This window comes from Pseudomonas sp. Marseille-QA0332 (assembly GCF_054950175.1).
Genome location: NZ_CM143106.1, coordinates 1618789 through 1635010, shown reverse-complemented (window position 1 = coordinate 1635010; position 16222 = coordinate 1618789). Strand labels below are relative to the sequence as shown.

At 65.0% G+C, this 16222-nt stretch carries 9 protein-coding genes; 5 read left to right on the top strand and 4 right to left on the bottom strand.

Annotated features, from left to right (window positions below; translation table 11 throughout):
- Positions 1-5: 5 nt before the first annotated feature.
- Genes ACY8GK_RS07635 through glgA form a run of 4 tightly spaced genes read right to left on the bottom strand, consistent with a single transcriptional unit; the run spans position 6 to position 8271 of the window.
- On the bottom strand, positions 6-2780 hold the full coding sequence (locus ACY8GK_RS07635; RefSeq protein WP_462402747.1) for a malto-oligosyltrehalose synthase: 2775 nt from the start codon (positions 2778-2780) through the stop codon (positions 6-8).
- Positions 2777-4942, bottom strand: coding sequence for a 4-alpha-glucanotransferase (gene malQ / locus ACY8GK_RS07630; RefSeq protein ID WP_462402746.1), 2166 nt, complete (start codon positions 4940-4942; stop codon positions 2777-2779). Before malQ ends, ACY8GK_RS07635 begins: the two co-directional genes overlap by 4 nt.
- A complete protein-coding gene (gene treZ, locus ACY8GK_RS07625; protein ID WP_196179078.1) occupies positions 4942-6696 on the bottom strand; it encodes a malto-oligosyltrehalose trehalohydrolase in 1755 nt (584 codons plus the stop codon). Before treZ ends, malQ begins: the two co-directional genes overlap by 1 nt.
- 15 nt (positions 6697-6711) lie before the next feature.
- Positions 6712-8271 (bottom strand): glycogen synthase GlgA, encoded by a 1560-nt coding sequence (gene glgA, locus ACY8GK_RS07620; protein WP_462402745.1) that lies wholly within the window; start codon positions 8269-8271, stop codon positions 6712-6714.
- A gap of 458 nt (positions 8272-8729) precedes the next feature.
- Between glgA and gnd the strand changes: the two genes are divergently transcribed.
- The 5 genes from gnd (at position 8730) to ACY8GK_RS07595 (ending at position 16201) form a co-directional block, all read left to right on the top strand.
- Positions 8730-9731, top strand: coding sequence for a phosphogluconate dehydrogenase (NAD(+)-dependent, decarboxylating) (gene gnd / locus ACY8GK_RS07615; RefSeq protein ID WP_462402997.1), 1002 nt, complete (start codon positions 8730-8732; stop codon positions 9729-9731).
- Entirely contained in the window at positions 9728-11233 is a 1506-nt protein-coding gene (zwf, locus tag ACY8GK_RS07610; protein WP_462402744.1) for a glucose-6-phosphate dehydrogenase, read from the top strand. Before gnd ends, zwf begins: the two co-directional genes overlap by 4 nt.
- Before the next feature lie 17 nt (positions 11234-11250).
- Entirely contained in the window at positions 11251-13095 is a 1845-nt protein-coding gene (locus tag ACY8GK_RS07605; RefSeq protein WP_462402743.1) for a glycoside hydrolase family 15 protein, read from the top strand.
- A gap of 100 nt (positions 13096-13195) precedes the next feature.
- The gene (locus ACY8GK_RS07600) at positions 13196-15304 is read left to right on the top strand and encodes a putative bifunctional diguanylate cyclase/phosphodiesterase (protein ID WP_196179068.1); all 2109 of its coding nucleotides are present in this window, start codon (positions 13196-13198) and stop codon (positions 15302-15304) included.
- A gap of 84 nt (positions 15305-15388) precedes the next feature.
- Positions 15389-16201, top strand: a complete 813-nt coding sequence (locus ACY8GK_RS07595; RefSeq protein ID WP_196179040.1) for a crotonase/enoyl-CoA hydratase family protein — start codon at positions 15389-15391, stop codon at positions 16199-16201.
- The last annotated feature ends 21 nt before the right edge of the window (positions 16202-16222 follow it).

Sequence of the window (16222 nt, the reverse complement as noted above, 5' to 3'; positions counted from 1 at the left end):
GATGCTCAAAGGTGTTCAAACAACACGTTGACCGGGAACTCAGCCAGTACGCTGCTCAACTTCAGTTGCCCTGAATGGCTGACAGCGTCGCCGGCAAAAAGTCCCTTGCAAGTAGTGACCGACAGCTCGGACGGCAGAATCACGCAGGTGTCGCCCCAGTCCTGGGCTGCCACCAGGGGTGCCGGTGCGTTGCCCAGCAGCGCACTGGCCAGCCGTGGCGCGATCACGATGGCTCGCGCATCGGTGCCCACGCGGGCGAAGGCCAGGACCCGATCGGCATGACGTCCTTGCACGGCCAACGGAATGTATTGGCCACGGCTGAACAGCTCGGGGTGGCTACGACGGACGTCGAGCACACGTGCGATCAGCATTTGCTTGACTCGTCCGTCGCGCCAGTGTTCGAGCAGCTCGGGCAGCGGCGCGTTGTCGTCGAGCGACTGGCGCCGCGCCTGGTAGTCGACCGGACGCCGGTTGTCCGGATCGACCAGGCTCAGGTCCCAGTACTCGTTGCCCTGATAAAGGTCCGGTACGCCAGGCACCGTCATGCGCAGCAGGCATTGCGTCAGTCCATTGAGGGCTCCGGCGCTGTCGATCGAGCGAGCGGCGTCGGCCAGCGACTGACGCAGCGCCTGGTGGCGTGGGTCCAGCAGCAGGCTGTCGATGTAGGCCCCGCAGGCGCCTTCATAGGCTTCGTTGGGCGCGCTCCAGCTGCTGCGCAACTTGGCCTCGCGCAGGGCTTTCTGTTGCCATTGGCGCAGGCGCTGCACGTAGTTGCGCAAGGCATCTTCGTCATCGAGCGACAGGTCGAGTGGCCAGCTGCCGAGCAAGGTCTGGAACAGCAGCATCTCATCGCCTGGACTGGGCGCCACGCCATCGTCCAGCGATTGACGCAAGGGGGCTGCCAGCTCGCGCCAGGCGTGCACCTGGCTGGCCAGCCAACCGGCACGCTCGCTCAGCACGGCCAGTCGTGCCCGGCAGTCTTCGCCACGCTTGTGGTCATGGGTCGCGGTCGCCAGCAAGTTGTCGGGGAAGTCGCGCAGACGGCGCAGCGCCTCGTCATGGAAGGCTTGCGGCTCGGCACTGAACAGTTCCGCCTCGAAGCCTACGTCGTTGCGCGACAGCAGTCTGGCCGAGCGATAGAAGGCGGTGTCTTCCACGGCCTTGGCCGCGCTCGGCGCCGTCAGTTGCTGGAAACGCACACAGGCATGACGCAGGCGCTTGCGCGCACGGCCTGGCGGCAGGCTCCGCCAAGACTGGCCACCAAGCCAGACCTGCAACTGTTCGAGCAGCGGCCAGTCGTTTTCATGCAGCATCTGCCGGGCCCCGGCCACGGCCTGCTGGAAGAAGCGCTCGTCCTCGGCCGGACGTCCCCCGGCATTGATGTAGGTGCGGTAGACCGGATAGTGGGCAACCAGCGCCTGCAGCGCGCGACGAATCGCGCCAAGCGTCAGGTCGCGGGTCATCAGGTCGTCGCGGGCCACCGCGAGCAGAGCCTGGGCCACCGACTCGAAATCACCGGCCAAGGTGCCGTTGAGCACCAGCTGGCGCGCTTGGACAACCTCTTCGGCGAACTCCGGTCGCCCGCTGAGGGATTGCCAGAGTTCCGTCAACGGCGCTTCGCCCGCCGGATCATGCTGCAACAGCGAGACCTGGTTCATGAACTCATAACCGGTGGTACCGTCGACCTGCCAGTCCTTGTGCAGGTGCTCGCCGCTGCCGAGGATTTTCTCCACGTAGATCGGGAAGTGTTCCAAGGCCGCTTGCGCCGGACGTGCCGCCAGCAGCCCCTCGACCCGGCGGCGCAGCTTGCGGCAATAGCCGCGAGGGTCGGCCAGGCCGTCGATATGGTCGATGCGCAGGCCGTCCACCAGGCCGCGCTCGATCAGCTCGAACAGCTTGGCATGGGTTGCCTCGAATACCGCATGGCGCTCGACCCGCAACCCGCCAAGCTCGTTGATATCGAAGAAACGTCGCCAGTTGATGTCGTCGGCCGCGGTGCGCCAGCTGGCCAGCCGATAGGTCTGGCGCTCCAGCAACGCATGCAGGCGCTTGAAGCCTGCCTCGGTACGGCCGTCGAACAGGGCCAGGGCATCGTCGAGCCTGGCGCCCTGGGTGGCCAACCGGGCCAGTTGCCGATGCAGCTGCACGGCCTCGAGCAATGGATCGCTGCAGGTGCGCAGCGCGGCGAAACGCTGGGCCAGGGCCTGCAGTTGCGGATCCTCGCTCAGCTCGAGCACTTGCCCGTAGTCGAGCGGGCAGATCGGGAAGCGATGTTCGTAGTGTTCGATCTGCAGCACGCCCTGGTGCGCATCGAACTTCAACGGAATGTCACCATTTTTCAGCGCCGTGCCATAGTCGCTGCCGAGAAACGGCAAGAGCAGCTGGCCTTCGAGCAACGGGTCGCTGGAATGCCACTGAATGTCGAAGAATTGCGCATAGGGGCTGCGCCGGCCCCAGGCCAGTACGCTCAGCCACCAGGGGTTGTCGCCACCGCCGACCGCCATATGGTTGGAGACCGTATCGAGCAGGAACCCCATGCCATGCTGGCGCAGGGCAGCGATCAGTCGTTCGAGGGCCGCCTCGCCGCCCAGCTCGGGGTTGACCCGGGTAGGGTCAACCACGTCGTAGCCGTGGCGCGAGCCGGCACGGGCCGTCAGGATCGGCGAGGCATACACATGGCTGATGCCCAGCTGGGCGAAGTAGGGCACCAGGGGGACGGCATCATCGAGGGTGAAATCACTGTGCAGTTGCAGGCGGATGGTCGCCGTCAAGGGTTTCATCGCTCACTCTCCTTGGCCCGATCGCGTTCCCAGGCTTGTTCGCGGGCCTGGGCCAGCAATTCGATACGTCGCGCGGCATCTTCGTCGTCGAGCAGCTCCGGACGCGGCATCGCGTCTTGATCGGCAAGCGGATCGGCCGGCGCCATGGCATCGACATCGTCAGGCAGTTCGATGACCGGACGGTCGAAGCGGCGCCGCCAGTTCGGATGGCCTTCGGTGGTGCCCGGCAGGTTCGGCTGTTCCTGGCAGCCCAGCAGGTCCTCCAGCGGGATCAGCACCAGGGGCGCGCGGGTCTGGCCGACATAGCGGATGGCGGCATCGATCAGGCTGGAGGTGGACGTGTCCTGCAGAGGGCCGAACGTCTCCACGAAGCTGCGTTGCAAGCCTTCGCATTCGATTTCACGCGATTTGCGCCAGTCTTTTTCGGCGGCCTCGTCGATCAGGCACAGGCGTTTCTGCCAATCGATGTCCCGTCGTTCCAGCCAGCCGGCAAGCGTCGGCAGGTCGTGGGTCCCGGTGGTCGCCAGGGCGTCGTCTGGCCAGTCGGCCACGGGCAGAAACTGCCCGGGCGAGTCCTGCTCGAACTGCAACACCCGCATGCCGAGGATGGCCTTTTCCGCCAGCGCCTCGCGCAGGCCGTCGGGCACCGTGCCCAGGTCTTCGCCGAGCACGATTGCCTTGTGTCGAACCGATTCCAGCGCCAGCAGCCTGAGCAGGTCCTGCAGCGGCAGCTCGACATAGGCGCCTTGATCGGGTTTGCAGCCACGCGGAATCAGCCACAGACGGCGCAGGCCCATGACATGGTCGATACGCAAGCCGCCAGCGTGGGCGAAATTGGCCCGGAGCATTTCGATGAATGCTCTGTAGCCATTGCGTTTGAGGCCTTCCGGCGAAAAGGCGCTGATCCCCCAGTCCTGTCCGCAACGGTTGAGGATGTCGGGTGGCGCACCGACCGTCAGGTCCGCCAGCAACTCGTCCTGGCGACTCCAGGCCTGGCTGCCTGCGCCATCGGCACCGACGGCCAGGTCGGCAATGAGGCCGACGGCCATCCCACCACCGCGCGCCGCTTCCTGGGCGCGTTGCAGGCTGCGCTCGGTCAGCCACTGGCAGAACGCGTGGAATTCCAGCTCGCTCGGGTGGCTCGAGGTCTGCTCCTGCACGGTCGGGCTGGCAGGATCCTGCCAGTCGGCCGGCCACTGGCGCCAGTCGGCGCCAAGGCCTTTCTCGACAGCCTGGGCTTGCAGCACCTCAAAACGGCAATGCAGCTCCAGGGCCTGTCCCGCGGCAATGCGGAAGCTGTCGAAATCCTCGCGCAATGGCTGATCGCTGCTGTTGAAATCCTTGTAGAGCGCCTTGAACAACTGGTGCCGGGCTTCTGCCGCACGTGGCCAGTCGACCAGCTCCTGCGCCTCGAGCTCCCGCAGCGTGGCTTGCAAGCCAGACGCTTCGATGGCCAGCTGCATGGCGCGCTCACCGAGGATTACCGAGGGGCTGGCGTACAGGGTGTTGAGCAGCAGGCGACTGGACGGGGAGTAGGGGCTGAACTGGCTGCGCTCCATGGAAGACAAGGCATGCACCGGGCTGATGGCCAGCGCGTCGGCTCCACGTTCGGCGGCCCGGCGCGCCAGTTGCTCGAGCGCCAGGCTGTCGCCGTAACCACCGCCGCCCTGACGTCGCAGGCTATACAGCTGCACCGCGATGCCCCAGCAGCGGGCCGGTGGCTCGGCAACCGCATCGTCCAGGCTGTAGCAGCGCGCGGGCGTTACGGCCAGAGTGAAACTGTGCTGCGCCAGGTCGACCTGATGGTAGCCAAGTGGTAGGTCCGCGTGCAGCCGGCCCCGCTCATCGATCCTGCGTTCCAGTGAGCTGCCATCTTCCAGGGTGATGCGTACAGGGCTGGAGCCGGCCAGGCGCGGATCCAGTTCCAGCACCTGGTCCTGAACCACGGTCAGCAGCGGCGCCAGCGTATCGCCAGTGGCTGCCTGCTCGAGGCGCTCGAGGCTGTCCCGCACGGCCTGGTCATTCTCGGCCGGATGACCGAGCCCGGTCAGTACCTGGCGCAGGACATCATCGGCCACCTGCTGGGGTTTGTCGTTGGCATCGGTCCAGTCACGGGCGATACCGACTTTCTCGGCCAGCACATGCAGGGCGGTTGTGCTCATCATGCTTCCTCGTCGGGCGGTAGCAGGCTCACTACACAGCTATGGCCAGCCAACGCCGTGGCTCCCTCGTGGTGGTCGGAACTGTCGAACAGCCAGCGCTCCTGCCCAGGCAGGTCGAGGGGGCAGGGGTGCTCGGCAAGGTTGAGATCGATGCGCAGGCGCTCGCCGTTGGCAAGCCGCCAGCTGGCGGTGAGCGCCTTGTCGGACAAGACCCGGGCGCCCTCGGCGCGGATGGCGGGCAAATGCGGGACGACATGTTGTCTGCGCAGGTCGAGCAGCCTGCGGTACAGGGCCTGCCACTCGACGGCTTCGGGCGTGTCGGTGAGCGGGCGCGAATCCTCGAAGGTCTTGGCCTGGTTCGGGTCGGGGATCTGTTCGCGCTTCTCGGGCGAAGCGAAGGCGGCGAACCCCTTGAACTCGGCACGGCGGCCCTCGCGTACTGCATCGGCCAGTTCGTCATGGTGGTCGGTGAAGAACAGGAATGGGCTGCGGCTGCCTTGTTCTTCACCCATGAACAACAGCGGGATCATCGGCGTGAGCAGCAGCAAGGCGGTGGCCGCGCGCAAGGCTTGCGGCGGGCACAGACGGGTCAGACGCTCGCCCAGGGCGCGGTTGCCGACCTGGTCGTGGTTTTGCAGGAACAGCACGAAAGCGCTGGGAGGCAGGTGCCCGCTAGGTTCGCCGCGCGGTGTGCCATGACGGTTCGCCTGGCCCTGGAAGACGAAGCCTTCGCCCAGGCAGCGGGCCAGTTTCTCGATCGGCCGGTCCTTGTAGTCTTCGTAATAGCCTTCGGTCTCGCCAGTGAGCAGTACGTGCAAGGCGTTGTGGCCGTCGTCGTTCCACTGCGCATCGAAGCCCTGTTCCAGCAGGAATGCCTGATTGTGCTCGTTTTCCAGCACCAGCCAGACCTCGCGCCCAGGCTCGACCGCCTCGCGCACCCGGCGGGCCAGTTCGACCAGGAAATCGGGGTTGTCGATGGCATGCACGGCATCCAGGCGCAGGCCGTCGAAGCGGTACTCGGTAATCCACATCAGGGCGTTCTGGATGAAGAATTCGCGCACCGCCGGCCGGTTGAAGTCAATGGCCGCCCCCCACGGGGTCTGCCGGCTTTCGTCGAAGAACTCGCTGGCATACTGGTGCAGGTAGTTGCCATCCGGACCAAAGTGGTTGTACACCACGTCCAGCATCACCATCAGGCCCTGGCCGTGGGCCTGGTCGATCAACCGGCCTAGCTCGGCGGGCTTGCCATAGCTGTTCTGTGGCGCGAACGGCAGGACGCCGTCATAGCCCCAGTTGCGCTTGCCAGGAAACTGCGCCACCGGCATCAGTTCGACGGCGGTCACACCCAGTTCGGCCAGGCGTTCGAACTGGCCAGCCACGCCGGCATAGCCACCGTGCACGCCAACATGCAGCTCGTGGATCACCGCTTCGCGCCAAGGGCGCCCCTTCCAGTCATGCTGCCACTCGAAGCTGGAGGTATCGACCAGCTGACTGCGGCCATGCACGCCGTCTGGCTGATAGCGAGAAGCCGGGTCGGCGACTTCCAGCGTCTGCCCATCCTTGTCGACGATCCTGTAGCAATACTGGTCGCCAGCCTGGCAGGCGGCGACACCGGTGAACCAGCCATCGTCCTCGGGCAGCAGCTCGATGGGGGGCTGCTGCTCGAGCATCACGCTCACGCTACGCGCATTTGGCGCCCAAAGGGCGAAGCGCGCCGACGTGGCGTCCAGAAAGTGTGCGCCATGCCTGTGCATCTTCGGCTCCTTGGATCAGTAGTGGGCGGCCTGAGCCTGGCAGACCAGGTCTTCGTACAGCCGCGCGTAGGGTTCGACCGCCTGGCACCAGTTGAACGGCTGGGTCATCGACAGGCAGCGCATGGCATTGAGCAGGTCCTTCTTCTGGTGAACGTAGAACGCCCGGCCCAGTGCTTCGCGATAGCTCTCGACGGTCGACTCATCGAACAGAAAGCCTGTGACACCGTTCTCGATGGTGTCGGCCAGGCCCCCGGTATTGCGCGCGACCGGCAGGGAACCGAAGCGTTGCGCGTACATCTGGCTCAGCCCGCAAGGCTCGTAGCGCGACGGCATGAGCAGGAAATCGCTGCCGGCGAACATGCGCCGTGCATCGGTCTCGTTGAAGCCGATGCGCACGCCGATACGGCCAGGATGACGCAAGGCCAGTTCACGCATGGCCTGTTCTTCTTCCGGCTCGCCGCGGCCGATGATCGCAATCTGGCCGCCTTGCTCGACGATGTAGTCAGCCACGCCCAAGGTCAGGTCCAGGCCTTTCTGGTAGACCAGGCGCGAGACCACCGCGAACAGCGGACCGTCCGAGGGTTCGAGCTGGAACAGTTCGCGTACCTGATCGGCATTGCGTGCCTTGCCTTCCCAATCGTTGATGCTGAAATTGTGGGTCAGGTGGCGATCGGTGGCCGAGTCCCAGCTTTCGTCGATGCCATTGGGAATACCGCCGAGCAAGCCGCTTTGCGCCTTGCTGGCGAGGAAGCCGTCCAGGCCGCAGCCGAACTCGGGCGTAGTGATCTCGCGGGCATAGGTGGCGCTGACGGTGGTGATGTGGCTGGAATAGGCCAACCCGGCCTTGAGGAAGGAGAGCTTGCCGTAGAATTCCATGCCTTCCTGCTGTAAGGCGTGTTCGGGAATGGCCAGCTCCGGGCAGCAGCCACGGCTATAGACGCCCTGGTAGGCGAGGTTGTGGATGGTGAACAGGGTCGGCGTGTTCAGGCCGCGCCAGTGCATGTAGGCCGGTGCCAGGCCCGCGGGCCAGTCATGGGCGTGGACCAGTTCGGGACGCCAGTGGGTCATGCCTTCGCCTGCGGCGATCTCGGCGGCCGCCAGGCCCAGCCGGGCGAAGCGGATATGATTGTCCGGCCAGTCGCGTCCATCGTTACCGCCGTAGGGGGTGCCATCGCGCTGATAGAGCTCGGGGCAGATCAGCACATAGATGACCAGCCCGTCAGGCAGATCCATCCGGCCGATCTTGCAGGCGGGCAAGGCCGCGTGGCCGCCCAGCTCGCCGACGATATGGATAGGGTTGTTGCTGTCCATGACCTGGGGATAGCCCGGAATCAGGATGCGTACATCATGCAACTGGTGCATTGCCTTTGGCAGGGCGGAGGAAACGTCACCCAGGCCGCCGGTCTTCACCAGGTCGGCGATTTCGGACGTGACGAACAACACTTTTCTCTTGCGAGGGTTCTGCTGACGTTGGGCGCTCGGGATCTTGGCTGTCGTGGCGAAGTCCGATCGGAACGATTCGCGGTCATTCTGGGTGAAGGCATTTACATGAGGCTCGACAGCGGCACTGATCATACTTCTCTCCGTCCCTTTGACGGGTGCCTGGCACCCGTAGTGTTATCTCAAGCGTTGGTCTCTCTAATTCGTACTTGCGTATTGCGATCCATGCCCCGAGGTAATGCATGCAGGTACTCCACGTCACGGCGCTCCTGCCGCAAGGGGAGTGATCTGACTAGGGGTGGGCAGGCCGGGCGGGGTGAATCCGCCTATCATCGCCTGCTTAATTGCTGACCTGTCGCCGATCTGGAAAGTTCGACTTGTTTTTGACGCCTCTTCCAAGTGGTCCAAGGGCAGCTTCCTGAGTGTAGGAGAGAGGGAGATAAAAATGTGACCCGCTGGTCACTTTCGTTATGCATGCTCAGTCAATGGCTTGGCAGGCTGCGTTGCGGCCCATCGCAGCACGCCGACCGCACCTGCACCGAACCCTCGGACCGTGCGCTGGACTAACCTGAAACGGATTCGTCCCGTCACCGATCAAGAAGGAGCATCGGCACATGCAATTGGGAATCGTCGGGCTTGGCCGCATGGGCGGCAACATCGCAAGGCGGCTGATGCGCGCCGGGCATCAGGTCGTGGTGCATGACCGCAATCGCGATGTCATCGCAACCTTGGCAGGCGAGGGCGCCATCGGCGCCGACGACCTGGAGGCGCTGGTTCATGGCCTGCAAGCGCCGCGAGCGGTGTGGGTCATGCTGCCGGCTGGACAGCCCACGGAGCAGACCATCGCCCGGCTGGCCCTGTTGCTCGAGCCTGGCGATGCGATCATCGATGGCGGCAATACCTTCTACAAGGACGATGTGCGCCGGGCCAAGGCGTTGAGCGAGCACGGCCTGCATTACCTGGACGTAGGCACTTCCGGCGGGGTCTGGGGACTGGAGCGCGGCTATTGCATGATGATCGGCGGTCAGAAGGATGTGTTCCAGCGCCTCGAACCGCTGTTCGCGGCGCTGGCGCCGGGGGTCGGCAGCATCGCCCGCACGCGCGGCCGCGATGGCGAACCGGGCCGCGCCGAGCAGGGCTACATCCATGCCGGACCGCCTGGCGCTGGTCATTATGTGAAGATGGTTCACAACGGTATCGAATATGGCTTGATGCAAGCCTACGCCGAAGGCTTCGACCTGCTGCGCAGCAAGGGCAGCGAGCAGCTGCCGGCCGATGAGCGTTTCGAGCTGGAGCTGGGGGAGATCGCCGAAGTCTGGCGGCGCGGCAGCGTGGTGACGTCCTGGCTGCTCGACCTGACTGCCGATGCCCTGGCGGCAGACCCGCAGCTGGCGGCCTTCAGTGGCTCGGTCGCCGATAGCGGCGAAGGGCGCTGGACCATCGAGGCGGCGGTGGAGCAGGCCGTGCCGGTACCGGTGTTGTCCAGCGCGCTGTTCGCGCGCTTCCGCTCGCGCCAGCAGCAGGGCACCTACGGCGACAAGCTGCTGTCGGCCATGCGCCTGGGTTTCGGTGGTCATGTCGAGAAGCCTGAATGAAGAACAACTCCATTCCCGCCGCGCCCCCCTGCACGCTGTTCCTGTTCGGTGCCAACGGGGACCTGGTCAAGCGCCTGCTGATGCCGGCACTGTACAATCTAAGCCGGGATGGCTTGCTCGACCGCAACCTGCGAATCATCGGGGTCGATCACAATGCCGCCAGCGCCCAGGCTTTCGCCGATCGCCTGCACGCCTTCATGCGCCAGCGCGAGCAGGGCGGCGAAGGAGCCGACCGGCAACTCGACGACAAGGTCTGGGCGCGTCTGGCCAAACGCCTGGACTACCTGACAGGGGATTTTCTCGATCCGGCCACCTATGCCGCGATCGCCGCGCGGGTGAGCAAGACCAGTCACGGCAACGCGATCTTCTACCTGGCCACCGCGCCGCGCTTTTTTCCCGAGGTGGCACGGCGTCTGGGTGAGGCTGGGCTGCTCGATGAAAGCCAAGGTGGCTTTCGCCGCCTGGTGGTGGAAAAGCCCTTCGGTACCGACCTGGCCAGCGCCGAGGCACTCAATGCCTGCTTGCTGAAGGTGATGAGCGAGCGGCAGATCTACCGGATCGACCACTACCTGGGCAAGGAGACCGTGCAGAACATCCTGGTCAGCCGTTTTTCCAACGGCCTGTTCGAGTCTTTCTGGAACAACCACTACATCGATCATGTGCAGATCACGGCCGCCGAGACGGTCGGTGTCGAAACCCGCGGCGGTTTCTACGACGGCACTGGCGCCTTGCGTGACATGGTCCCCAACCACCTGTTCCAGCTGCTGGCCATGGTCGCCATGGAGCCGCCCGCGGCCTTCGCCGCCGATGCCGTGCGCAGCGAGAAGGCCAAGGTGATCGGTGCGATCCGGCCCTGGTCCACCAAGATGGCCTTGAAGAACTCGGTGCGTGGCCAGTACGTGGCGGGCAAGCAGGGCCGCAAGCGTCTGGCTGGTTACCGGCAAGAGCCCAACGTCGCCGCTGACAGCCAGACCGAAACCTATGTGGCGCTCAAGGTGATGATCGACAACTGGCGCTGGGTCGGCGTGCCGTTCTATCTGCGTACTGGCAAGCGCATGAGCGTGCGCGACACCGAGATCGCCATCTGTTTCAAGCCGGCGCCCTATGCGCAGTTCCGTGAGTCGGAAGCCGAGCGACCCAAGCCCAACTACCTGAAGATCCAGATCCAGCCGAACGAAGGCATGTGGTTCGACCTGCAGGCCAAGCGGCCGGGGCCGGAGCTGGTCATGGAGAATGTCGAACTGGGTTTCGCCTACAAGGACTTCTTCCAGATGACCCCGGCCACCGGCTACGAGACGCTGATCTACGACTGCCTGACCGGCGACCAGACCTTGTTCCAGCGGGCCGACAACATCGAGAACGGCTGGCGTGCGGTGCAGCCGTTCCTCGATGCCTGGGCCTGTGGCGGCGAGGTGCATGAATACCCGGCCGGCGAGGATGGTCCACAGGCTGGCGATGAGCTGCTGGCTCGTGACAAGCGTGAATGGCACTCGCTGGGTTGAGCGGTACTGGAGGACACATGCCTGCAATGATCGAAGACTATGCCTTGCTGGGCAACTGCCGTAGTGCCGCGCTGGTCAGCCGCGACGGTTCGCTCGACTGGCTGTGCCTGCCGCGCTTCGATGCGCCGGCCGTATTCGCTGCCTTGCTGGGCAACGAGGAAAACGGTCGGTGGCGCATCGCGCCGAGCGAACCGCTGGAAGACGTCAGCCGGGCCTACCTGGATGACACCCTGATGCTGCAGACCACCTACCTGACCGCCAATGGCCAGGCACGGGTGAGCGACTGCATGCCCATGGGCGAACACAATACCGTGGTGCGGATCGTCGAAGGCCTGGCTGGCGAGGTGTGCTTCGAAATGGACCTGGTGCTGCGCTTCGATTATGGCCGCAGCGTGCCCTGGGTGGAAAAGCTCGACCCGCTGACCATCAGCGCGGTGGCCGGGCCTGACCGCCTGCTGTTGCGCAGTACCGTCGAGACCCATGGCATGGACCATCACAGTGTCTGTCGCTTTCGCGTCCGGCCTGGCGAGCGCCATGTGTTCAGCCTGACCCACCAGCTGTCGCACCTGCCACCGACGCCGCCTTTCGATGTCGACCAGGCGGTGCGGCACAGTGTCGAGCAGTGGCGCGCGTTCGCCGCGCGCTGCCCGGAGGTTGGCCAATGGACGCCGCTGGTTCGTCGCTCGCTACTGACGCTCAAGGCGCTGACCTATGCGCCCACCGGAGGGATCGTCGCGGCAGCGACCACCTCGCTGCCGGAATGGATCGGCGGCCAGCGCAACTGGGATTACCGCTACTGCTGGCTGCGCGACGCCACCATGACCTTGTTGGCATTCATGAACCTGGGCTACTTCGAGGAAGCCCAGGCCTGGCGTGAATGGCTGCTGCGCTCGATCGCCGGCAATCCCGAGCAGATGCAGATCATGTATGGCCTGTCCGGCGAACGGGACTTGCCGGAGCATGAGTTGCCCTGGCTGGCCGGGTTCGAACACTCGCGGCCGGTGCGGGTCGGCAACGGCGCGGCGCAGCAGCACCAGCTGGACATCTATGGTGAAGTGGCCGATGCCATGAGCCAGGCGATCAAGGGCGGGTTGCCACCGCACCCACGCAGTGCCGCGCTTGCCCGGCTGATCATGCCGTACCTGGAGCGCATCTGGCAGCAGCCGGACGAAGGTATCTGGGAGGTGCGCGGTGGCTCGCGGCACTTCGTGCATTCCAAGGTCATGGCCTGGGTGGCCTTCGACCGGGCCGCCAGCCTGGCCGAGCTCAACGACCAAGACCGTGAGCGCAGCCTGCACTACCGACAGGTGGCCGAGCAGATCCATCGTGAGGTCTGTGAACAGGGGCTCGATCCACAGCGTCGGCATTTCGTCCAGTCCTATGGCTCGAACGAAATGGATGCCAGCCTGCTGCAGATCGCCCTGACCGGCTTTCTGCCGGCCGAGGATCCGCGCTTCCTGGAAACCTTGGCGCAGATCGAGAAACGGCTGCTGCACAACGGGTTCGTGTATCGCTACGACAGCGGCAGCAGTTGCGACGGCCTGTCGCCGGGCGAAGGGACGTTCCTGGTCTGCTCGTTCTGGCTGGCCGACGTCTATGTGCTGCTGGGGCGCCAGCAAGAAGCGCTGGCGCTCTACGAGCGTCTGACCGGCTTGTGCAACGATGTCGGGCTACTGGCCGAACAGTACGACCCGGCAGGCCGGCGCATGCTCGGCAATTTTCCCCAGGCGTTCAGTCATATCGGCATCGTCAACACGGCACTGAACCTGCACCGTACCCAGTGTCCGGCCAGGGACCGGGCCAGAGGCGAAACCGCCAGGCAAGCGGCGGTGCCGGTAGGCGAGGCAGCCACGGGCCGCTGAGTGCGTGGCTTTATGCCATTATCGGGTGGTGCTAAGGTAGCCTGCATGGGTTGCCCCGCCTGGCGCAGCCCGGCCCGTCGCGCACTCGAGGTCGCTTGCCATGCTGTCTGTTGCCTATTCCGATGTGATGTACCGCCTGCTGGTCCAGAGCGTGGTCGACTATGCCATCTACATGCTGACGCCTGAAGGGATAGTGGCCAACTGGAACCTCGGGGCCGAGCGGGCCAAGGGATACACCGCGCAAGACATCGTCGGCCAGCACTATTCGGTGTTCCATGGCCAAGCGGAGCGGATGGCTGGGGTTCCCCAGCGCAACATCGAGGTGGCGCGCCGGGAAGGACGTTTCGAGGAAGAGGGCTGGCGCTATCGCAAGGATGGTTCGGCCTTCTGGGCCCATGTGGTGATCGATGCGGTGCACGACGAAGCCGGCCAACTGATCGGCTTCGCCAAGGTCACTCGCGATATCAGCGAGCGCCGTCGGCACGACCTGGAACTGCTCGCGGCCAAGGAGCTGGCCGAGCGCTATAGCCAGGAAATGCATGCCTTGTCGCGCTTTCTCGACTCGGTGATCGCCCATATACCGGCCAGCGTGGTGGTGCAGGATGTGCGCAGCCAGCGCATCCTGCTGGCCAACCAGCAGGCCGAGCAGCTGTTTTGCGAGCATGCCGCCGGCATGGTCGGGCAACTGCCCGAGCATACCGTCTCGGCGGGCGTGGCGCGCTACCTGCGGCAACAGTTCGAGCGTGGCGCCGAGCGGACCCAGGCTCAGGTCGCCGAGTGCCAGGTACAGACCCGCCAGGGTTGCCGTACCTTGCGCAGCCGTACCTTGCGCTGCGAGGACAGTCCGGGGCAGGACAGCTATGTGCTGTTCGTGGCCGAGGATGTCACCGAGGAACTGGCGGCCCACGCGCGGATCCATCACATGGCCCATCACGATGCCTTGACCGGGCTGCCCAACCGTACCTTGTTCCAGGAACGGCTGCGTCAGGCGCTCAAGCAGGGCGAGCAGAGTGGCCGGCTGACTGCGGCGCTGTGCCTGGATCTGGACAATTTCAAGAACATCAACGATGCCCTGGGGCATGCGTTCGGCGACAAGCTGCTGCGTGCATTGAGTGGTCGGCTAAGGCGCGAACTGCGCGACGACGACACCCTGGCGCGCCTGGGCGGCGACGAGTTCGCCATCGTGCTCGCCAACCTGGACTGTCGGGAGGCGGCGCATGCCACGGCCCGGCGGCTGATCGAGGCCGTCGGCCCAGCGTTCCATATCGAGGGGCAGCAGTTTTCGGTCGGGCTGAGCATCGGCCTGGCGATAGCGCCCGACGACCATCGCCAGGCCGAGCAGTTGCTCGGCTATGCCGACATGGCGCTCTACCAGGCCAAGCGCAACGGCCGCAACCGCCATGAGGCATTCCACGTCGAGCTCGACGTGGCTGCCCGCAAGCGACGCCTGGTGGAGACCGACTTGCGCGCGGCCCTGCACCTGGGCCAGTTGCAGCTGCATTACCAACCGATCGTCGACCACAAAGGCCAAGCCATCACCGGTTACGAGGCGCTGGTGCGCTGGGAGCATCCCGGCAAAGGGATGATCATGCCCATGGACTTCATCCCGGTGGCCGAGGAATCCGGGCTGATCCATGAGGTGGGGCGGCGCGTGCTTAACCTGGCATGTCAGGAGGCGGCCAGCTGGCAAGATGCACGGAGCGTGGCGGTGAACCTGTCGCCCAAGCAGTTCAAGAGTGGCCAGCTGATCGAGGACGTCACCCTGGCGCTGCTGGATTCGGGCCTGGCTCCGGCACGCCTGGAGCTGGAAATCACCGAGTCGGTGCTGCTCGACAACAGCGAGGAGAACATCCGCACCTTGCGCGCGCTCAAGACCCTGGGCGTGGCGATTTCCCTGGATGATTTCGGCACGGGCTACTCGTCGCTCGGCTATCTGCGCTCGTTTCCCTTCGATCGCATCAAGATCGACAAGTCGTTCGTCCACGAGATGGGCGAAAGCCGCGAAGCGCTGTCGATCATCCGCGCCATTACCGGGCTGAGCAACAGCCTGTTGATCAAGACCACGGCCGAGGGGGTCGAGTCGGGTGAGCAGATGGCACGCTTGTCCGCCGAAGGTTGCACTCATCTGCAAGGCTACCTGTTCGGCCGTCCGGTACCTGCCGCGCAGCGCCAGACGCGCGTGCCCATTCACCTGACCCAGGCGCGCTAGCGGCTGCAGTCCGGCATTTGGCCAATGTGCGGCCCGGCAGCTGGGCTATAGTCTGGCGCAGTCCATTGTCGCAGGAGCAACCGCATGGCCCAATACAGTGCATTCCAGGTCGAACTCAACGGGCAGGTCGCACATGTGCGTATCGATCGCGCCGAGAAGGCCAACGCGATGAATGCGGCCTTCTGGGAGGAGATCGTCGAGATCTTCCGTTGGATCGACGATACCGACGCCGTGCGTGTGGTGGTGCTCAGCGGCGCCGGAAAGCATTTCTCGGCCGGCATCGACCTGCAACTGCTGGCCGCGCTCGCCGGACAGCTCGGCCCCGATGTCGGTCGCAACGCACGCCTGCTGCGGCGTGACATCCTGCGTCTGCAGGCGTCGTTCAACGCGGTCGACGATTGCCGCAAACCGGTGCTGGCGGCCATCCAGGGGCACTGCATCGGTGGCGCCATCGACCTGGTATCGGCCTGCGACATGCGCTATTGCAGCCGTGATGCACGCTTCTCGATCAGGGAGGTCGACATGGGCATGGCCGCCGATGTCGGCACCTTGCAACGTTTGCCACGTATCATCGGCGACGGCATGCTGCGCGAACTGGCCTATACCGGGCGCGAGGTGCTCGGTGAGGAAGCCCAGCGCATCGGCCTGGTCAACCGCGTCTACGAGACGCCAGCGCAACTGCTCGACGGTGTGCTGGCGCTGGCCGCGCAGATCGCCGAGAAATCGCCCCTGGCCGTTGCCGGCACCAAGCGCATGCTTCATTACATGCGCGATCATGGGGTCGACGATGGTCTGGACTACGTTGCCACCTGGAACGCCGCCATGTTGCAATCGCAAGACCTGCGCCTGGCGATCGCTGCGCACATGAGCAAACAGAAACCCGTGTTCGCCGACTGACTTCCCTGGCGGCCACGCCTG